This window comes from Streptomyces sp. NPDC018610, assembly GCF_044391765.1.
In the GTDB taxonomy this organism is placed as follows: domain Bacteria; phylum Actinomycetota; class Actinomycetes; order Streptomycetales; family Streptomycetaceae; genus Streptomyces.
The window spans coordinates 213,421-232,929 of sequence record NZ_JBISAL010000008.1; the positions used below are offsets into that span (position 1 = coordinate 213,421).

Consider the following 19,509-nt stretch of genomic DNA (forward strand, 5'->3'; position numbering starts at 1 on the left):
GCACCCGCGCGGCCCACGATCGCCGCATGGCACTACGGGTCACGTTCGTCGCCGCCGCGCGCGACTCCCCGCTGCTCGCCGAACGGTTCGACGACGACCGGCCGCTCGACCAGGCGGGCTGGGAGGAGGTGCGCCGCGTGGCCCCCGACCTGCTGCCGCTGGCCGCCGCCGACCTGCGCTACTGCTCGCCGACCCCGCGCAGCCGCGCCACCGGCGACGCGCTCGGCTACGCCCCCCTCGCCCAACTCGCCCTGCGTGACTGCGACATGGGGCGGTGGCGCGGTCTCACGCTGGGGGAGGCGATGGCGCGCGAACCGCAGGCGGTGGACTTCTGGCTCGCCGATCCGCGAGCCACCCCGCACGGCGGCGAGTCGCTGCTGTCCTTCATCGGCCGGGTCGGCGGCTGGCTGGACACCCGGCCCGTCGAGGACGGCGGCAGCGTGGTCGCCGTGGCCGAGCCCTCGGTGATCCGCGCCGCCCTCGTCCACGCGCTGAAGGCGCCGCCGGCGACGTACTGGAACATCGACGTCCGCCCCCTGTCGACGGCCACCGTCACCGGCCGGGCGGGCCGCTGGAACCTGCGTCTCGAGGGGCCGCGGGCTCAGCCCTCGCGGGTGTAGCCGGTGACGAGCACCAGGTCCTTCGCCGGACCGCCCACCCGCCACACCGACCGCCAGTGGTCCGCGTCCCGGACGGTGAACTCACCGCGGTAGAGGTCGGCCGCGCACGGATGACCGGCCACGTGCCGTCCCGAGCGCAGGTCCAGGTCGTGAAAGGGCCGCCCGTCCGCGAAGCGCACGTCGGCCGTGCCCGGCACGCCCCCCGGCAGGAACCGCAGGGTGCGCGTCGCCGGCCGGGTCACGCCCTGCCAGGTGAAGTCCCCCGACTCCTCGTGCAGCAGCCCGCCGCCCTCCAGCGGGCCGAAGACCGTCACACCGGCGAACTCCCCTTCGTCACCGCTCGCCAGGTCCCGCACGCTCCGCTCCACGCGCCAGCGCCCGGCCAGGTGCGCCAGCACGTCCGTCACGGGCCACCACGCGTCCATCGTCGTCCCTTCCCGCACACCCGCACGGCCCCGGCCGCGACCTCGGTGGGCGGCCCGCGCCCGGCGTGGGCCCGGATCGCGCGGCGGGCGGCGTGCGCATCCGTGGCACCGAGCTTACGAGGCACTCGCGGCCGTGCCGACACCGTGGTCCCGCCCACCGCCCACCGCCCACCGCCCGCAGACGGACTCGGCGCCGGGCTGCGCGGACCGCGGGAGTGCGCGGCTACGAGGAGTGCGCGGACTGCGAGCACCGCGCGGACTGCGCTATGAGCAGCGCGCGGACCGCGCGCGCCGCTCGCCCAGCGGCAGCAGACCCCGCTCGGCGAAGACCTTCTTCGCGGCGAACGTGGCGTTCAGCGCCTTCGGCATGCCGCAGTAGACCGCCGAGTGCAGCAGCGCCTCCGTGATCTGCTCGGGCGTGAGGCCCACGTTCAGCGCCGCGTTGACGTGCACGTCGAGCTGGGCCTCGCAGCCGCCCAGCGCGGTGAGCATGCCCAGGGTGACCAACTGCCGGTCGCGAGGGGCGAGCCCGGGACGGTCGTAGACCTCGCCGAAGGCCCAGGCGACGACCTGGTGGCCCAGTTCCGGGCTGATGTCGGCGAGCGAGTCGACGACCCGCTGCCCGGCCTCGCCGTCGACCCGCCTCAGGACCTCCAGGCCGTGGGCGAAGCGCTCCTCGCGGGTGGTGGTCTCGCTCATGGGGCATCTCCCGTTCCCGGCTGCTCGGGCATGGTGTCGAGCAGCCCTTCGTAATGTCGGATCTTGTCGTCCAGCGCGCCCGCGCTGCGCCGCAACGCCCGCATGCGTGCGGCCAGTTCGGCGCGGTGCTCGCGCAGCATCGCCAGCCGGCCGGCGACCGTCGCGTCCCCCGCCGCCCGCAGCCGCGCGAAGCGCTGCATGTCGGCGATCGACATGCCGGTCTCGCGCAGCCGCAGCAGGAACTCCAGCCACGCCAGGTCCGCGGCCTCGTAGCGCCGCTGGTTGCCGGTGGTGCGGCCGACCCGCGCGATGAGGCCGGCCTTCTCGTAGTAGCGCAGGGTGTCGTGCGTGAGACCGGTGCGCTCGGCCACCTGGGCGATGGTCAACGTCGCTTCCGGGTCCCGCGGGAGGGGCTGTCCGCTGGTCATGAGAAGACCGTAGAACCTGGAGCGTGCTCCAGGTCAAGCCGCGCCCGTGATCTTCTTCCGGAGGCGGCAGGCGACCTCGCCGGCGACCGGCCCGAAACGGCCGCGGACATCATTAACCACGGCATCATTCAAGGGACGGGACGCGTTTCCCCGGGCGTCATGGAATTCATCGAAATTCCACTCTACGCATTCCATGTACGCGGCATTTTCTCGGGCGACGGCACGCACTTTCCGCGAGGACCGCCCGCCCGCGCCGGCGAATGGACCGCGTCCGGGGAGCCACTTCCCCGGCCGAGACACCCCGTGTCCCGAATCGCCTGGGAGCCCGCCGGAAATGCAACGCCCGACCCTGCGCGGAAAACCGCGGCAGGCCGCCGCCCTGCTCGCCGCGGCGATCACCGTCACCGCTTTCTGCGCGGCCGACGCCGTCGCCGGCAGCTACCCCTTCGGCCCGCGCACCCGCGCCGTCAACGACCTGGGCAACCAGTACGTGCCGTTCCACGCCCACCTGTGGGACCTGCTGCACGGCAGGGCCGACGGCGGACTCCTCGTCAACTGGCAGTCGGGCTACGGCTCCAGTTTCCTGCCCGACCTCGGGACGTACCTCAGCAGCCCGTTCGCCCTGCTCGTGGCGCTCTTCCCGCGCGACGAGATCGACCTCGCCGTGTACGCGGTCACCGTGCTGAAGACGGCGTGCGCCGGAGCCGCCATGGCCTGGCTGCTGCTGCGGCTGCGCCCGGGCCGCTGGTGGGCGGCCGGCCTGCTCGGCGCCGCCTACGCCCTGTGCGGCTGGTCCGTGGCGGACGCCTCCTACAACCCGATGTGGCTCGACGGGCTCGTCGCCCTGCCCCTGCTGTGCCTGGTCGGCGAGTGGACGCTGGCCGGGCGGCACAGGCTGCTGGGCGTGGTGGTCGTCGCGTTCGCCTGGATCGCGAACTTCTACACCGCCTACATGGCCACCATCGGCGCCGCCCTGGTGCTGCTGCTGCGGATGTGGCTCCTGGGGCTGCCGCGCCGGCGCGCCCTCACGACGGCCGGCCGGGCAGCGGCCACCGTCGTCCTAGGCATCGGCCTGTCCGCGCCGCTGGTCACGGTGATCTACCTCGGCACCCAGCACGCCTACCCGGGCCGGGTCACGCACTTCGCGCCGGTGGACACCCAGGACCTGCTGGCCCGCCTGCTGCCGACCACCTACGGCTTCGGCTCCCCGGCCCTCTTCGTCGGCACCACGGCCCTGCTGCTCGCCCTCGCCCTGCCCTTCCACCGCGGGGCCCCCCGCCGGGTGCGCGCCGGATGGCCGCTGCTGGTGCTCGCGGTGACGCTGTCGATGCAGTGGACGCCCACCCACCTTGCCTGGCACGCCTTCGCCACCCCGAACGGCAGCCCGTACCGCCAGGCCTTCGTGTTGTGCGCGCTGCTGGTGATCGCCGCCTGGCACTCCCTCTCCCACGGCGTGCCCGACCGGCGCGCACTCGCCGCCGCCGGCGCGCTGCTCGCGCTCGTCGCGGCCGTCGCGAGCGGCAGCGGCCTGGTGCGCCCCTTCGCCTGGCCGGTGCTGCTCCTGGGGGCGGCGGGCGCCCTGGGCGGGCTGCTCCTGCTGGCCCGTACGGAAACGGGGGACGCCCCGGCGGCGGGAGCCACCGCGGCGCCGGGCGGCACCGCGACTCCCGCGCCGACGGGCGCCGAGCCGACGAGCCACGAGCCGACGAGCCACGAGCCGACGGGTCGCGCACCACTGGCGGGCCTGACACCCGGAGCGGCCCCCACGCCCGAAGCGAGCCCCGCGCCGGCGTCCCCCGCACCCGGGGCGGCCCCGGGACGCGGCCCCGCCCTCCGCCGCCGCCGCGCCCTGCTCACCGCGCTCGCCGTCGTCCTGCTGACCGGCGCGCAGCTGGGCGAGGCCACCGCCACCTCCGCCGTGGCCACCCGGCTGCGGCTGGCCCACCTGGACGACTACGCGCCCTGGGGGACACGCCAGCGGCAGCAGGCCGACCTGATCGCCGAGGCCGACGGCTGGCCCCGCTACCGCACCGACCCGGGCCGGGAACAGACGGTGGGCAACGACCCGATGGTGGTCGGCGGCCAGGGCGCCCAGTACTACAGCAGCCTCACCGCCGACGTCCTCAGCCGCCTGCTCACCGCCCTCGGCGACGGCTGGACCTCACGCGGCCGCAATCTGCAGAGCCTGGACAACGCCGTCACCGACGCGGTCTTCTCCGTCGGCGCCCGGGTGCACTCACCGCCCGACCAGCACCAGCGGTGGAACCCGCGGGACCACAGCCCCGCCACCGTGTCCCGGCAGGAGGCGCCGCCGCTGGTCACCGTGCGGTCCGCGGACGACGCCGCGCGGGCGGCGCGCGGTGTCGCGGCCCTCGGCCCGTCGCCGTACCGCAACCAGGAGCTGCTGCTCGGCGCGCGCGTCTACACCGTGCCCGGCCTCACCGTGCGCACCGCCGACGGGCAGCGGCCGGAGCCGAGCCGCGACGACCGGCGCAGCCTGACGATCGACGCCCCGCGCCGCGCGGGGGACGGCTCGCACGGGCCCACGATCACGGCGCTGTGCCCGGCCGGCAGCGAGGTCTACCTGTGGGCGCCGCACTACTCGGGCACCGCGCGGCTCACCGCCGAACCGGCGGACGGCTCCCGCGGCGGCCCGTACGGCCCGACCGGTCGGTTCACCTCGGACGCGGCCAAGATCGCCGCCATGCAGCGGCTGGGCACGGTCCCGGCCTCCGGCCGGCTGCGGATCGAGCTGTCGCCCAGCCGCGCCGGCGCCGTCCCGGACCAGGCGGTCGGCTGCCTCGACACCGCCCGGCTGCGCGCCGCCGTCCAGCGGCTCAGGACCGCCGGAGCGACGAAGGTGAGCGTCTCGGACGGCACCCTCCGGGCCCAGCTCCCGGCCGGCAGCAAGGGCACCGCCGTCGTCGCGGCCCCCCGGATCGCCGGCTGGCGGTGCGCGGCCGGCGACGGCCCCGCCGCGCCCGCCCGGCAGTACTACGGCCTGATCGCCGTCCCCCTCGACGGCACCGCCACCAGTGTCACCTGCACCTTCCACCCGCCGGGCCTGCGCCTGGGCGGCGCCGTCGGCGGCGCGTCGCTGCTGGCCCTCGCCGTGCTCGGCGCCGTCGGAACGGTCCGCCGCCGGCGGGCCGCCGACCGCCCCGCGACACCGACGACCACACCACCGCGCGAGCGCACGACCGCCGCGCTCTGACCGCGCACCGGGGAGAACCATGCTCATCTCGATCGTCGCACCCTGCTACAACGAGGAAGACGTCGTCGACCGTTTCCACGAAGCGGTCCAGAAGGTCGCCGACGACCTGCTGCCGCTCGGCCACGACATGGAGTTCGTGTACGTCGACGACGGCAGCCGCGACCGCACCCTGACCCTGCTGGAGCGACTGGCGGACCGCGACCCGCGGGTGCGCTACGTCTCCTTCAGCCGCAACTTCGGCAAGGAGGCCGCCCTGCTCGCCGGGCTGCGGCACGCCACCGGCGACTGCGTGGTCGTCATGGACGCCGACCTCCAGCACCCGCCGGAGCTGATCCGGCGCATGGTCGAACTGCGCGGCGAGGGCTACGACCAGGTGCTCGCCCGGCGCAGCCGGGCCGGCGACCGCTTCACCCGCACCCTCACCGCCCGCCTGTACTACCGGCTGGTCAACCGGCTCGTCGACGTGGAACTCAAGGACGGCGTCGGGGACTTCCGGCTGCTGTCACGCCGTGTGGTGGACGCGGTGCTGGCCCTGACCGAGTACAACCGCTTCTCCAAGGGCCTGTTCGCCTGGGTGGGCTTCCCCACCACCACCTTCGAGTACGAGAACGCGGTGCGCGAGCACGGCCGCAGCTCCTGGACCCTGAAGTCCCTGCTCAACTACGGCCTGGACGGGCTGCTGTCGTTCAACAACCGGCCGCTGCGGGCCGCCCTGCACCTCGGCATGGGCCTGCTGCTGTGCGCCGGGCTCTACACTGCCTGGATCGTGGGCGCCGCGCTCGTCAACGGAGTCGAGACACCCGGCTATGTCACGATCATCACCGCCGTCACCGCGCTCGCCGGGGTGCAGATGGTGATGCTCGGCGTCATCGGGGAGTACACCGGCCGGATCTACTACGAGGTCAAGGGCCGCCCGCACTTCCTGGTGAAGGCGAGCAACGTGGAAGCGACGGACGGCCGTGCGCCGCGCGGCACGAAGAAGGACCTCATTCCCTGATGCACTCGACGCTCGCACGCCCGGTGACGAGGCAGATCGTCACCTTCGCCGTGGTCGGCGTGGTGAACACCCTCACGTACTACCTGCTCTACCTGCTGTTCCTCATGCGTCTTCCCTATCTGGCCGCGCACGTTCTCGCCTTCGCGATCAGCATGGTCGGCTCGTTCTTCCTCAACGCGCGGTTCACCTACCGGATCCGGCCGACCTGGCGGAAGTTCCTGCTGTTCCCGCTGACGAACGCCACCAATTTCGTGATCACCACGGTGGGCGTGTACGTGATCGTCGACGTGCTGCACGCCGGGAGCCGCTTCGCCCCGCTGCTGGCCTCGGCCGCGGCGATCCCGGTGACCTTCGTCGTCTCGCGCATGATCATGCTGCCCAAGGTGGACGCGGCACTGGCCGGGCCGGGAGAGGGAGACCCCGCATAGGATTGCATAAACGTGCATCGATACGTATAGTCATGCCATCGAGGAGGAGGGTTCATGGCTGTACGTGTGGCGGTCGCCGGAGCGAGTGGGTACGCGGGCGGAGAGGCGCTGCGCCTGCTCCTGGCGCACCCCGAGGTCGAGATCGGCGCCGTGACCGGCAACTCCAACGCCGGGCAGCGGCTCGGCGCACTCCAGCCGCACCTGCTGCCGCTGGCCGACCGGGTGCTCGCCGAGACCACCCCCGAGGCGCTCGCCGGCCATGACGTGGTCTTCCTCGCCCTGCCGCACGGTCAGTCCGCGGCCGTGGCCGAGCGGCTCGGCCCCGACGTCCTCGTCATCGACATGGGCGCCGACTTCCGGCTCGTGGACCCGGCAGACTGGGAGCGGTTCTACGGCTCCCCCCACGCCGGCACCTGGCCCTACGGCCTTCCCGAACTGCCGGGCGCCCGCGCCGCGCTGGAGGGGTCCAAGCGCATCGCGGTGCCCGGTTGCTACCCGACCGCCGCCTCCCTCGCGCTCGTCCCGGCCTACGCCGCCTCCCTCACCGAGAACGAGGCCGTGATCGTCGCCGCCTCCGGCACCTCCGGCGCCGGCAAGGCCGCCAAGCCCCACCTGCTCGGCTCCGAGGTCATGGGCTCCATGTCCCCGTACGGCGTCGGCGGCGGCCACCGGCACACCCCCGAGATGATCCAGAACCTGAGCGCGGCGGCGGGCGAGCCGGTCACCGTCTCCTTCACGCCCACCCTCGCCCCGATGCCCCGCGGCATCCTCGCCACGTGCAGCGCGAAGGCCAAGGACGGCGTCACCGCCGAATCGGTGCGCGCCGCCTACGAGAAGGCGTACGCCGACGAGCCGTTCGTCCACCTGCTGCCCGAGGGGCGGTGGCCCGCCACCGCCTCCGTGTACGGCTCCAACGCCGTCCAGATCCAGGTGGCCTACGACCCGGCCGCGCACCGCGTCATCGCGATCAGCGCCATCGACAACCTGACCAAGGGCACCGCGGGCGGCGCCGTGCAGAGCATGAACATCGCCCTCGGACTCGACGAGACCACCGGACTTTCCACGATCGGAGTCGCACCGTGAGCGTCACGGCCGCCAAGGGATTCCAAGCGGCGGGCATCGCCGCCGGGATCAAGGAGAACGGCAACCCGGACCTGGCCCTCGTGGTCAACACCGGTCCCCGCCGCGCCGCCGCGGGCGTCTTCACCTCCAACCGCGTCAAGGCCGCCCCGGTGCAGTGGTCCGAGCAGGTCCTGAAGTCCGGCCGGCTCTCGGCCGTCGTCCTCAACTCCGGCGGCGCCAACGCCTGTACCGGCCCCAAGGGCTTCCAGGACACCCACGCCACCGCCGAGAAGGCCGCCGAGGTGCTCGGCACGGGCGCCGTCGAGGTCGCCGTCTGCTCCACCGGCCTCATCGGCGTCCCGCTCCCGATGGACAAGCTGCTGCCCGGCATCGAGACCGCCGCGGCCCGGCTGTCCGAGCACGGCGGCGAGAAGGCCGCCATCGCCATCAAGACCACCGACACCGTCCACAAGACCTCCGTCGTCACCCGGGACGGCTGGACGGTCGGCGGCATGGCCAAGGGCGCGGGCATGCTCGCCCCGGGCCTGGCCACCATGCTCGTCGTCCTCACCACCGACGCCGACCTCGACAGCGACGCCCTGGACGGGGCGCTGCGCGCCGCCACGAAGGTCACCTTCGACCGGGTCGACTCCGACGGCTGCATGTCCACCAACGACACCGTGCTGCTGCTCGCCTCCGGCGCCTCCGGGGTCACCCCCGGCGCCGAGGAGTTCGCGGCCGCCGTGCGCACGGTCTGCGACGACCTCGGCCAGCAGCTCATCCGGGACGCCGAGGGCGCCAGCAAGGACATCAAGGTCGAGGTGGTGGGCGCCGCGACCGAGGACGACGCCGTCGAGGTGGGCCGCTCCATCGCCCGCAACAACCTCCTCAAGTGCGCCATCCACGGCGAGGACCCCAACTGGGGCCGCGTCCTGTCCGCGATCGGCACCACGAAGGCCGCCTTCGAGCCCGACCAGCTCAACGTCGCGATCAACGGCGTCTGGGTGTGCAAGAACGGCGGGGTGGGAGAGGACCGGGATTTGGTCGACATGCGCTACCGCGAGGTGCACATCGTCGCCGACCTCGCCGCCGGCTCCGAGACCGCCACCATCTGGACCAACGACCTCACCGCCGACTACGTCCACGAGAACAGCGCGTACTCGTCATGAGCAACGGATCCACGCGGAAGCACACCGCGCTCCCCAAGGCCCAGATCCTCGTCGAGGCGCTGCCCTGGCTGACCCGCCACCACGGCAGGACCGTCGTCATCAAGTTCGGCGGCAACGCCATGGTGAACGAGGACCTGAAGGCGGCCTTCGCCCAGGACGTCGTCTTCCTGCACCACGCGGGCCTCAGGCCCGTCGTCGTGCACGGCGGCGGCCCGCAGATCAGCGCCGCCCTGGACAAGCACGGCATCGTCAGCGAGTTCAAGGCGGGCCTGCGCGTCACCACCGAGGACGCCATGGACGTCGTACGGATGGTGCTGGCCGGGCAGGTCCAGCGGGAGCTGGTCGGGCTGCTCAACCAGCACGGCCCGCTCGCCGTCGGCCTCACCGGCGAGGACGCGCACACCATCACCGCCATCAAGCACACCCCCGAGATCGACGGCGAGCCGGTCGACATCGGCCGGGTGGGCGAGATCACCGACATCGACACGGGCGCCATCGAGGCCCTGCTCGCCGACGGCCGCATCCCGGTCGTCTCCTCGATCGCCCGCTCCCAGGACGATCATCATGTCTACAACGTCAATGCTGATACGGCGGCTGCGGCACTCGCTGCGGCACTGGGCGCCGAGACCCTCATGGTCCTCACCGACGTGGAGGGCCTCTACGAGGACTGGCCGAACTCCGACGAGGTGATCAGCCGGCTCACCGCCAGCCAGCTGGAGAAACTGCTGCCGGACCTGTCCGCCGGCATGGTGCCGAAGATGGAGGGCTGCCTGCACGCCGTCCGCAACGGCGTCACCACCGCCCGCGTCATCGACGGCCGGGTCCAGCACTCGATCCTGCTGGAGATCTTCACCGACGAGGGCATCGGCACCATGGTCGTGCCCGACGAGAAGCCGGACGAACAGCAGAAACAGGGGAAGTCATGAGCAACGACGAACTGACCGCGCGGTGGCAGGGCGCCCTCATGAACAACTACGGCACCCCGCGCCTGCCGCTCGTGCGCGGCGCCGGCACCCGGGTGTGGGACACCGAGGGCAACGAGTACCTGGACTTCGTCGGCGGCATCGCCACCAACGCCCTCGGCCACGCCCACCCGGCGATCGTGGAGGCGGTCAGCCGCCAGATCGGCTCGCTCGGCCACATCTCCAACTTCTTCATGGCCGAGCCGACCGTGGCCCTCGCCGAGCGGCTGCTGCGGCTCTTCGGCCGCGAGGGCCGCGTCTTCTTCTGCAACTCCGGCGCCGAGGCCAACGAGGCCGCCTTCAAGATCGGCCGGCTGACCGGGCGCACCCACATGGTCGCCACCGACGGCGGCTTCCACGGCCGTACGATGGGCGCCCTCGCGCTCACCGGCCAGCCCGGCAAGCGCGAGCCGTTCCAGCCGATGCCCGGCGACGTCACCCACGTCCCCTACGGCGACGCACACGCGCTGGCCGCCGCGGTCACCGAGGAGACCGCGCTCGTCGTCATCGAGCCCGTCCAGGGCGAGAACGGCGTCGTGGTCCCCCCGGCCGGCTATCTGAAGGCGGCCAGGGCGATCACCGCCGCGTCCGGCGCTCTGCTGGTCCTCGACGAGGTGCAGACCGGCATCGGCCGCACCGGCAACTGGTTCGAGTACCAGGCCCACGAGGGTGTGCTGCCCGACGTCGTCACCCTCGCCAAGCAGCTCGGCGGCGGGCTGCCGCTCGGCGCGACCGTCGCCTTCGGGCGGGCGGCCGACCTGCTCCGGCCCGGCCACCACGGCACCACCTTCGGCGGCAACCCGGTCGCCTGCGCCGCCGGACTCGCCGTGCTCGACACCATCGAGGACGAGGGCCTGCTGGAGAACGTCAAGCGGCAGAGCGAGAAACTGCGCGAGGGGATCGAGTCCCTCGGCCACCCGCTGGTCGACCGTGTCCGGGGCGCGGGGCTGCTCCTGGGTATCGTGCTCACCGGACCGCACGCGCAACAGGCGCAGCAGGCGGCCCAGGAGGCCGGCTTCCTCGTGAACGCGCCCGCCGCCGACGTCATCCGGCTCATGCCGCCGCTGAACCTGGGCGACGACGACGTGGACGCGTTCCTCGGGGCGCTGCCCGGCATCCTGGACGCGGCCGACGGGGACGGACGATCCGGAGAATGAGACGACGATGAGCCAGGCGCCAGACCACGGGCAGACCGATGCCGATGCGGGGGCCGCCGGACCGGCGCTGCCGCAGACCCGCACGGCACGCCACCGCCGGATCGTGGACATCCTGAACCGGCAACCGGTGCGCTCGCAGAGCCAGTTGGCGAAGCTCCTGGCCGACGACGGGCTGAGCGTCACCCAGGCGACGCTCTCCCGCGACCTGGACGAGCTGAACGCGGTGAAGATCCGCAACGCCGACGGCGACCTGATCTACGCGGTGCCGAGCGAGGGCGGCTTCCGCACGCCGCGCGCGCCGCTGGGCGGATCGGTCAAGGAGGAGCGGATGCGGCGGCTCTCCCAGGAGCTGCTGATCTCCGCGGAGGCGTCCGCCAACCTCGTGGTCCTTCGCACCCCGCCGGGCGCCGCGCAGTTCCTCGCCTCGGCCATCGACCAGGCGGAGCTGCACGACATCCTCGGCACGATCGCCGGCGACGACACGCTCCTGCTGATCAGCCGGCATCCGACCGGCGGCCAGGCCCTGGCGGACCACCTCCTCCGCCTGGCCCAGAACGGAGGCTGAGGCGGCCCCGGCCTCCCGCCCAGCCCGGACACCGCGCCTCGAGCCACCCAGCCGCGCGTAGTCGAGCCACCCAGCCGCGGACAGCCGTGCCAGCCAGCCGCGGGCAGCCGCGCGCGGTCAAGCCACCCAGCCGCGGGCAGCCGTGCCAGCCAGCCGCGGGCAGCCGCGCCGCCCAGCCGCGGGCAGCCGCGCCGCCCAGCTGCGGGCAGTCGTGCCGCCCAGCTGCGGGCAGTCGTGCCGCAGGGCGGCACGGGTGGGCGCAGCGGCACCCCCCGAGCGGGATGAGCGCCCCCACCCCCGCCCGGCCCCACCGCCGCGCACCCCTTCCCCCCGGCAGCACCGCCGCCGCAGACGCCCTCGCCCAGGCAGCACCGCCGCCGCACCGCCGCCGCAGGCGCCCCTCACCCCAGCCGACCGCCCAGCCCGGCGGTACACCGCACCTCGTCCCCCGCGGTGATCAGCAGCGCCTCCACGTCCGGCAACGACTCCAGCCAGGCCAGCCCCTCCCGCGACCCCATCGCGAACGCGGCCGTGGCCCAGCAGTCCGCCCAGACCAGCCGCGGCGCGACCACCGTGACCGCCACCAGATCGGTCACCGCCGCCCGGCCCGTGCGCGGATCGACGATGTGCGCGCCGCGCTCCGCCGTCCCGGAGGTGGCGACCGCCAGCTCCGCCGTCCCCGCCGCCGAGACCACCGCCGCCAGGGCGCCCGGCCGCAGCGGATCCGACACCCCGACCCGCCACGGCCGGTCCGCCCCGGGCGCCCCCAGCAGCTGCACGTCGCCGCCGCCGTTCACGCTGACCCCGCTCGCGCCCGCCGCCGCGACCAGGCGGGCCGCCCGCTCGGCCGCCCAGCCCTTGACGACGCCGGTGGGATCCAGCCTCCCCTGGTAACGCAGGCTGAACCAGCCCTCGCTCACCCGCTCGGCCTCGGCGCCCAGCGCGAGCACCTCGGCGACCTCCGGATCGCACTGCGCCACCGTGAGCTCACCGCGCGCCAGGCGGGACACCTCGCTGTCGGCCCGGTAGGTGCTGAACCGCTCGTCGACCCGGTGCAGCCCGGCCACCGCCTCGTGCAGCGCCGCCCGCACCGCGCCGGGTTCCCCGCCGCGGACGTCGAAGGAGAAGACCGTCCCCATGACCTCCTCCGCGTGACGCACCGCGGCGGGAGCCTCCGCCGACCCGGCCACGGCCTCAGCCACGGGCCTGGTCGAGGGCCGACTGCAGCGACGTCCGGTAGCCGCCGCTGGTGTACGTGGCCCCGGACACCGCGTCGATGTCCGCGCTCTGCGCGGCGACCGCCTCCTGGTTGAGCTTGGGGACGGCCATGGCGGTCTTCTGCCCGCTGAGGCCGCCCTCGGGCGCCCGTACCGCCGCCGCCTCGACGACCTTCCCGTCCTTGACCGTGATCCGCACCTGCACCGGCCCGTACTGGGTCCGGGCGGCCTTCCCCGTGACCGTACGGGCCGCACCCGCCCCGAAGGCGCCGCCCGCACCGGAGGCCGGAGCGGTTCCGGCGGACCCCGCGCCCGCCGCCTTCACCTTGTCCAGCGCCGACTGGAGGGACTTGCGGTAGCCGCCGCTGGTGTACGTGGCCCCGGACACCGCGTCGATGTCCGCGCTCTGCGCGGCGACGGCCTCCTGGTTGAGTGTGGGGACGGCCATGGCGGTCTTCTGGTCGCTGAGGCCGCCCTCGGGCGCCCGTACCGCCGCCGCCTCGACGACCTTCCCGCCGCTCACGGTCAGCCGGACCTGTACGTCCCCGTACTGCGTCGGCGCTGCGTCGCCGGTGACGGTCGTCGTGCCGCTCTGCCGGGCTCCGGCGCCGCCCTGCGGCGACTCCTGCGCCGCCGAGGTCCGCTGCGGCGCCGCGCCGGCCGCCGACGCCGAGGCCGGGTCGGCGGCCGGCTTGAGCGACAGCAGCAGCACGATGCCGGACACGGTGGCGGCGCCGGCGAGTACCGCGCGCCGGACGGGGTGGCTCTTCCTCATCGCTTGGAGATCTCCTGACGTCCCGTCGCTCACATCTCGAACGACTCGTGATGGATACGGCGGGCGGGGACCCCCGCGCCGCGCAGCGCCTCGTACACCGACTGCGCGAAACCGGGCGGGCCGCACATGAAGACGTCGTGGCGGTCGATGTCGGCGATCTTGCGGCGCAGCGACTCTGCGGAGATGTCGGGCCGCTCGCCGTCCGGGCTGTTGACCGCGTACATCAGCCGCGCGCCGCGCTCGTCGGCGATCTTCGCCAGCTCGCCCCACAGCGCCAGGTCCTGGGTGCTGTTGGCCCGGTAGAGCAGCGTGATGTCCCCGGCCGCGCCGGGCAGCGTCTCGAACAGCGCCCGCATCGGCGTGATCCCGACCCCGCCGGCCACCAGCAGCACCTTGCCGCGGCTGCGCCGGGCGGCGGTCAGCGCCCCGTACGGGCCTTCCGCCCACACCCGGGTGCCCGGCTCCAGCTCGCGCAGCCGCGCGCTGTGGTCGCCGATCGCCTTGACGGTGATGCGCAGCAGGCCCGGGCGGGGCGCCGCCGACAGCGAGTACGGGTGCGAGCTGAACCGCATGCCGGGGGCCAGGAACCGCCAGCGGAAGAACTGCCCGGCCTCCGCGCCCATCCGGTGCAGTTTCCGGCCGGCGATCAGCACCGACACGATCCCCGGGGTCTCCTCGATGACGGCCTCGACGCGCATCCGGTGCTTCAGGTTCAGCCGGACCGGGGTGAGGATCCGGTACCAGACCACCAGCGCGGTCACCACGCCGTACAGGCCGTACCAGAAGGTCTTGGCGGCCGGCTGGACGGCGAAGTCGTTCCCCGTGGTGATCTGGTGCCAGAACGTAAGGAACACCGCCGCGTAGGTGAGCAGATGGACGTGGTACCAGGTGTCGTAGGGCAGCCGGCGGCGGATCCCGCCGACCGACGACAGTCCGATGAGCACGAACAGGCCCGTGCCGATCGCCGCCTTGCCCATGTCCGGCAGCTGCTCGACGGAGTCGACCGTCTGCCGGACGACGTCCCCGAGCGACCGGCCCGCCTGCAGCGCGTACCCCCACATGGTGAGGAACACGTGCGCGAGGACCAGGCAGAGCGTGTACCGGCCGCTCATGGCGTGCCAGCGGGCCACCCGGTCCGAGCCCACCCGCCGCTCCAGGGCCGGCACCCGGGCCATCTGCAGCACGACGAGCGCCATCAGGTACCCGGCGAGCAGTCCGGTGATCCGGCCCGCGTTGAGGATACTGCCGCCGTCCCCGGCGACGGACGGGGTGTTCGTCCACCACAGCCAGATGACGCCCGCCGCGCCCGCCCAGACGGCGAGCAGCAGCAGGGCGGCGGGGGAGCGGCGGGGCCGGATGCGGCGCATCGTCTGGCGCCGGGCGGCACGGCCGCCTGCGAGCGTGGTGGTCACGGTTCCTCCGTGGCGATTCGACCCTTGGCCCACAGATACGCGGCCCGCCCGCCCGGTGTTCAGCGGCCCGCCGAGTCCAGGGCGGACTGCAGCGAGCTGCGGTAGCCCTCACTGGTGTACGTGGCCCCCGACACGGAGTCGACGTCCGCGCTCTGCGCGGCCAGCACCTCCCTCCTGAGCTGGGGCAGGGCGTAGCTGTTGATCTCCTGGTCGCGCGGGTTCTCGGTGGGGTAGACGACCGCGGTCACCTCGGTGATCCGGCCGCCCTCCAGCGTGATCCGCACCTGGACGGGTCCCCAACGCGTCTGCACGCTCTCCCCGGTGACGGTCCTCGTGCCGGTGGAGCCGCTCGTGCCGCCGGCCCCCGTGGCGCCGCCGGAGGCGCTCGCGCCGCTCGACGCGGCCGGGGCGGGCGCGGCGGCGATGGTGGGCGGGGTGTGCGGCTTCAGCGCCAGCAGCATCACCAGCCCGGACACGGTGGCGGCGCTCGCCAGCACGACCCGGCGCAGCGGACGGTTCTTCCTCAGCGCGTGCACGACGGCCTCATCTCTTCCTCGACTCCCTTCACGGACATGGTCCTCACCACTGGAACGACTCGTGGTGGATGCGCCGGTCCGGCACCCCGGCGGCCCGCAGCACCGCGTAGAGGTCCTGGGCGAAGGCGTGCGGCCCGCAGAGGTACACGTCGTGCCCCGCGAGGTCGGTGACCGCCGCGCGCAGCGACTCGACGGTGAGGGCGGGACGTTCGCCGTGCGGTCCGTTGAGCGCGTACAGCACCCGCGCTCCGCGCCAGCGGGCTATGGCCTCCAGCTCACCGCCCAGGGCGAGGTCCTCCGCCGTGCGCGCCCGGTACAGGAGGGTGACCTCACCGGGCAGCGTCTCGAACAGCGCCCGCAGCGGGGTGACGCCGACCCCGGCCGCGATCAGCAGCGACCGGTGCGAGGCGCGCCGGTCGGCGGTCATCGACCCGTAGGGCCCCTCCGCCCACACCCGGGTGCCCGGCCGCAGCAGCGGCACGGCCGCGCTGTGGTCGCCGAGCGCCTTCACCGTGATCCGCAGCCGGTCCGGACGGGGCGGCGCGGACAGCGAGTACGGCGTCGAGGTCCGGCCCATGCCCTGGGCGAGGAACCGCCAGCGGAAGAACTGCCCCGGCTGTGCGCCCAGTTCGTCCAGCCGGTGGCCTCGTACGACGACCGAGTACACCCCGGGCGCCTCCTGGTGCACCGACTCCACCCGCATCCGGTGCCGCCGGTTGAGCCGTACCGGCGCGAGGATCCGGAACCACAGCACCAGCGCCGCGACCCCCAGGTACAGCGCGTACCAGGCGGCGGTGGCCGCGCTCCGGCCGTGGAACTCGTTGCCCAGCGTGATCTGGTGGAAGAAGGCGAGGAACACGGCGGCGTAGGTGAGCAGGTGCGTGTAGTACCAGAACTCGTGGCTGGTGCGGCGGCGCACCGCACGCGCCGAGGTGACGCCGACGGCGAGGAGGAGCAGGGTGCCGGCGGTCGCCTTCAGCATGTCCGGGTAGTCCAGGACCACCGTGACCGCCTCGTGCACGAGGGAGGCGTGGTCCTGCGCGGCGTAGCCGGCGAGGACCAGCACGACGTGCGCGACGAGCAGGCACACCGTGTAGCGGCCGGCCATCGCGTGCCAGCGGGCCACCCGGTCCGAGCCCACCCGCCGCTCCAGCAGCGGCACCCGGGCCATCAGGCCGACGAGCACCGCGCAGGAGTAGCCGCACAGCAGCCCCGCTATCCGCCCGGCGCCGGTCAGCCAGCCCGCCGTCCCGACGACCGTGGCCGTGCCGTCCCACCACAGCGCCACCACCGCAGCGGCGCCGGCCCACACCAGGGCGAGCACGCCCGGCGCCGGGGAGCGCCGGGGCGCCCGCGGCACGGCCGGCGCCGTTTGTCGCTCGTACACCGCGGTCATGTCTTCCACGTCCTCTCGCCGGTCCAGGACGCCACTGTGCGGGGCGAACCTCTGAGAGCGCTCTGAAACCGGTGGCCGGGCGGCACACTCACAGGGAACTCAGAGCACCCCCCGGTCCCCGCCCCGGCCGGCGACCGGCGATGCTGGAGGGGCCATGAACACACTCCGCCCGGGTCGCTCCGGCCCGCCCGCGCTGACCCGCCCCGACGGCACACCCGTCCGGGTCCTCGTCGTCGACGACGACCCGGACCTCGCCGAGGTCCTCTCCGGCGCCCTGCGTTACCAGGGCTGGGAGGTCCGCACCGCCGGGGACGGCGCCACCGCGGTCGCCGAGGCCCGTGCTCTCCGGCCCGACGCCGTCGTCCTCGACGTGATGCTCCCGGACACCGACGGCTTCGCCGTGCTGCGGCGACTGCACTCCGTGCGGCCGGACGTCTGTGTGCTCTTCCTCACCGCGCGGGACGCGGTGGAGGACCGCATCGCGGGCATCACCGCGGGCGGCGACGACTACGTCACCAAGCCGTTCAGCCTGGAGGAGGTCGTCGCCCGGCTGCGCGGGCTGCTGCGCCGTGCCGGGATGGCCCGGCAGCCGGCGGACGGCCCGCGGCTGACCGTGGGCGACCTGGTCATGGACGAGGACGCCCGCGAGGTCACCCGGGCCGGCGAGCTGATCGAGCTGTCGCCGACCGAGTACGAGCTGCTGCGCTTCCTGATGCGCAACCCGCGCCGGGTGCTCAGCAAGGCGCAGATCCTGGACCGCGTCTGGTCCTACGACTTCGGCGGGCAGGCGCACGTGGTCGAGCTGTACATCTCCTACCTGCGCAAGAAGGTGGACTCGGGCCGCGAGCCCATGATCCACACGGTGCGCGGGGCCGGGTACGTCCTGAAGCCGGCCCTGCCGTGACGGCGCCCGCGCGCACCCCTCGGCGGTGGGCCGGGCGGCTGCCGTGGCCGCGCACCCTGCGCGCCCGGCTGACCACCGGCCTGCTCGTGCTGCTCGCGCTGAGCTGCGCGGCCGTCGGGGTGGCAGCGGTCGTCGAGCTGAACGGCTTCCTCACCGGCCGGCTCGACGAGCAGTTGCGGCAGACGGGCACCGGCTTCCCGCAGAGCCTCGAACACGGCACCGCCGGGCGCGTGGAGAAGACCAAGCCGTCCGACCACGACGGCGACGAGCACGGCGACACCCGCCGCCAGGCCGCGGCGACCTTCGGCGCCCGGCTGGTGGGAGGCCGGATCACCAACGCGGCGGTGGTGCCCTCCCGCTCCCACCCCGGCTTCGCCGTCACCCTCAGCGCCGCCGACCGCACCGCTCTAGCGGCGCTCCCGACGGACGGCGCCGGGCACACCGTGTGCCTGTCGGAACTGGGCGGCTACCGGCTCGCGGCGTGGTCGGGCCGGGACGGCGACGTCCTGGTCACCGGGCTGCCGACGGAGCCCGTACGGGCCGCGGTCCACCGGCTGGAACTGGTCGCCGGCTGCGTCTTCGGCCTCGCGTCGGCCGCCGCCGGGGTCGCCGGGGCCCTGTGGGTGCGCTGGTCGCTGCGCCCGCTGAGCCGGGTCGCCGCGACCGCCGCCAGGGTCAGCGAGCTGCCGCTGGCCAGCGGCGAGGTGGCGCTGCCGCCCCGCACGGGCGAGGCCGACCCGCGCAGTGAGGTGGGCCGGCTCGCCGCCGCCTTCGACCGGATGCTCCACCACGTCGAGGACGCGCTGACGAAGCGGCACGCCGGCGAGGAACGGCTGCGCGGCTTCGCCGCCGACGCCAGCCACGAGCTGCGCACCCCGGTGGCCACGGTGCGCGGCCACGCGGAGCTGGCGCTGCTGCACCCGGGGCCGGTGCCGCCCGAGGTGACGCGGGCCCTGGAACGGATCGCCGCCGAGTCCGCCCGGATGGGCGAGATGGTCGACGAGATGCTGCTCCTGGCCCGCCTGGACGCCGGCCGCCCGCTGGAGCGCCGTCCCGTCGATCTCACCCGCCTGGTCCTGGACGCGGTGACGGACGCCCGGGCCGCCGGACCCGGGCACCGGTGGGCGATGGACCTGCCCGAGGAACCGGTGACGGTGACCGGCGACGCCCACCGGCTGCACCAGGTGCTGGCCAACCTGCTGGCCAACGCCCGTCTGCACACCCCGGCGGGCACCGCGGTGACGGTGTCCCTGGCCGAGGCCTCGGCCGCCGACGGCGCCACGACCGTCCTGCGGGTCCACGACGACGGCCCCGGTGTCCCGGCGGAGATCCAGCCGGGCGTCTTCGAGCGCTTCACCCGCGCCGACCGCCGCCGCGCCGACCCCTCGGGCGGCGCCGGCGCCGGGCTGGGCCTGTCGATCGTGGCGGCGGTGACGCAGGCGCACGGCGGAGGCGTGGAGCTGGACAGCCGTCCGGGCGCCACGACGTTCACGGTACGGCTGCCGTCCGGCGGGGCGGGCGCCGGAACGTAGGGCCCCCGCCC

Annotated in this window: 19 protein-coding genes; 11 read left to right on the forward strand and 8 right to left on the reverse strand. The window is 74.2% G+C overall.

The genetic code is table 11. The annotated features are described in order from the left end of the window. The first annotated feature begins 26 nt into the window (after positions 1 to 26). Entirely contained in the window at positions 27 to 620 is a 594-nt protein-coding gene (locus ACH5A8_RS21745) for a histidine phosphatase family protein (RefSeq protein WP_399004305.1), read from the forward strand. Here ACH5A8_RS21745 and ACH5A8_RS21750 read toward each other — a convergent pair. From ACH5A8_RS21750 to ACH5A8_RS21760, 3 genes are all read right to left on the reverse strand, one after another. Then, a complete protein-coding gene (locus ACH5A8_RS21750; RefSeq protein WP_399004307.1) occupies positions 602 to 1,045 on the reverse strand; it encodes a DUF6314 family protein in 444 nt (147 codons plus the stop codon). The genes ACH5A8_RS21745 and ACH5A8_RS21750 overlap by 19 nt on opposite strands. A 264-nt stretch (positions 1,046 to 1,309) precedes the next feature. Then, entirely contained in the window at positions 1,310 to 1,744 is a 435-nt protein-coding gene (locus ACH5A8_RS21755) for a carboxymuconolactone decarboxylase family protein (protein ID WP_399004309.1), read from the reverse strand. Further along, the gene (locus tag ACH5A8_RS21760; protein ID WP_399004311.1) at positions 1,741 to 2,172 is read right to left on the reverse strand and encodes a MerR family transcriptional regulator; all 432 of its coding nucleotides are present in this window, start codon (positions 2,170 to 2,172) and stop codon (positions 1,741 to 1,743) included. Before ACH5A8_RS21760 ends, ACH5A8_RS21755 begins: the two co-directional genes overlap by 4 nt. Before the next feature lie 334 nt (positions 2,173 to 2,506). Here ACH5A8_RS21760 and ACH5A8_RS21765 point away from each other — a divergent pair, with 334 nt between their 5' ends. The 8 genes from ACH5A8_RS21765 to ACH5A8_RS21800 are packed head-to-tail and all read left to right on the forward strand — an operon-like array spanning position 2,507 to position 11,726. Next, entirely contained in the window at positions 2,507 to 5,386 is a 2,880-nt protein-coding gene (locus ACH5A8_RS21765; protein WP_399004312.1) for a YfhO family protein, read from the forward strand. A gap of 19 nt (positions 5,387 to 5,405) precedes the next feature. Next, positions 5,406 to 6,383, forward strand: coding sequence for a glycosyltransferase family 2 protein (locus ACH5A8_RS21770; protein WP_399004314.1), 978 nt, complete (start codon positions 5,406 to 5,408; stop codon positions 6,381 to 6,383). Continuing rightward, positions 6,383 to 6,811, forward strand: a complete 429-nt coding sequence (locus tag ACH5A8_RS21775; protein ID WP_399004316.1) for a GtrA family protein — start codon at positions 6,383 to 6,385, stop codon at positions 6,809 to 6,811. The genes ACH5A8_RS21770 and ACH5A8_RS21775 overlap by 1 nt, the downstream gene beginning before the upstream one ends. Before the next feature lie 54 nt (positions 6,812 to 6,865). After that, positions 6,866 to 7,894, forward strand: coding sequence for an N-acetyl-gamma-glutamyl-phosphate reductase (gene argC, locus ACH5A8_RS21780; protein ID WP_399004318.1), 1,029 nt, complete (start codon positions 6,866 to 6,868; stop codon positions 7,892 to 7,894). Beyond that, positions 7,891 to 9,042, forward strand: coding sequence for a bifunctional glutamate N-acetyltransferase/amino-acid acetyltransferase ArgJ (gene argJ / locus ACH5A8_RS21785; protein WP_399004320.1), 1,152 nt, complete (start codon positions 7,891 to 7,893; stop codon positions 9,040 to 9,042). The genes argC and argJ overlap by 4 nt, the downstream gene beginning before the upstream one ends. Continuing rightward, positions 9,039 to 9,968, forward strand: coding sequence for an acetylglutamate kinase (gene argB, locus ACH5A8_RS21790; protein WP_399004322.1), 930 nt, complete (start codon positions 9,039 to 9,041; stop codon positions 9,966 to 9,968). The genes argJ and argB overlap by 4 nt, the downstream gene beginning before the upstream one ends. Next, on the forward strand, positions 9,965 to 11,161 hold the full coding sequence (locus tag ACH5A8_RS21795) for an acetylornithine transaminase (RefSeq protein WP_399004324.1): 1,197 nt from the start codon (positions 9,965 to 9,967) through the stop codon (positions 11,159 to 11,161). Before argB ends, ACH5A8_RS21795 begins: the two co-directional genes overlap by 4 nt. 7 nt (positions 11,162 to 11,168) lie before the next feature. Further along, a complete protein-coding gene (locus ACH5A8_RS21800) occupies positions 11,169 to 11,726 on the forward strand; it encodes an arginine repressor (RefSeq protein ID WP_399004326.1) in 558 nt (185 codons plus the stop codon). Positions 11,727 to 12,127: 401 nt separating this feature from the next. Here ACH5A8_RS21800 and ACH5A8_RS21805 read toward each other — a convergent pair whose 3' ends face one another. The 5 genes from ACH5A8_RS21805 to ACH5A8_RS21825 are packed head-to-tail and all read right to left on the reverse strand — an operon-like array spanning position 12,128 to position 17,062. Further along, on the reverse strand, positions 12,128 to 12,865 hold the full coding sequence (locus ACH5A8_RS21805) for an FAD:protein FMN transferase (RefSeq protein WP_399004327.1): 738 nt from the start codon (positions 12,863 to 12,865) through the stop codon (positions 12,128 to 12,130). 55 nt (positions 12,866 to 12,920) lie between these two features. Further along, positions 12,921 to 13,718, reverse strand: coding sequence for an FMN-binding protein (locus ACH5A8_RS21810; protein ID WP_399004329.1), 798 nt, complete (start codon positions 13,716 to 13,718; stop codon positions 12,921 to 12,923). Between the two features lie 29 nt (positions 13,719 to 13,747). Beyond that, on the reverse strand, positions 13,748 to 15,130 hold the full coding sequence (locus ACH5A8_RS21815) for a ferric reductase-like transmembrane domain-containing protein (RefSeq protein WP_399004331.1): 1,383 nt from the start codon (positions 15,128 to 15,130) through the stop codon (positions 13,748 to 13,750). A 59-nt stretch (positions 15,131 to 15,189) separates the two neighbouring features. Then, positions 15,190 to 15,666 carry an FMN-binding protein gene (locus tag ACH5A8_RS21820; protein WP_399004333.1) on the reverse strand — a complete coding sequence of 159 codons (477 nt, stop codon included), beginning with the start codon at positions 15,664 to 15,666 and terminating at the stop codon, positions 15,190 to 15,192. 43 nt (positions 15,667 to 15,709) lie between these two features. Beyond that, positions 15,710 to 17,062, reverse strand: a complete 1,353-nt coding sequence (locus ACH5A8_RS21825; protein ID WP_399004335.1) for a ferric reductase-like transmembrane domain-containing protein — start codon at positions 17,060 to 17,062, stop codon at positions 15,710 to 15,712. Between the two features lie 154 nt (positions 17,063 to 17,216). Here ACH5A8_RS21825 and ACH5A8_RS21830 point away from each other — a divergent pair, with 154 nt between their 5' ends. Together ACH5A8_RS21830 and ACH5A8_RS21835 are read left to right on the forward strand one after the other, a co-directional pair. Beyond that, the gene (locus ACH5A8_RS21830) at positions 17,217 to 17,966 is read left to right on the forward strand and encodes a response regulator transcription factor (protein ID WP_399004337.1); all 750 of its coding nucleotides are present in this window, start codon (positions 17,217 to 17,219) and stop codon (positions 17,964 to 17,966) included. Then, positions 17,963 to 19,498, forward strand: coding sequence for an ATP-binding protein (locus ACH5A8_RS21835; protein ID WP_399004339.1), 1,536 nt, complete (start codon positions 17,963 to 17,965; stop codon positions 19,496 to 19,498). Before ACH5A8_RS21830 ends, ACH5A8_RS21835 begins: the two co-directional genes overlap by 4 nt. Positions 19,499 to 19,509 lie beyond the last annotated feature (11 nt).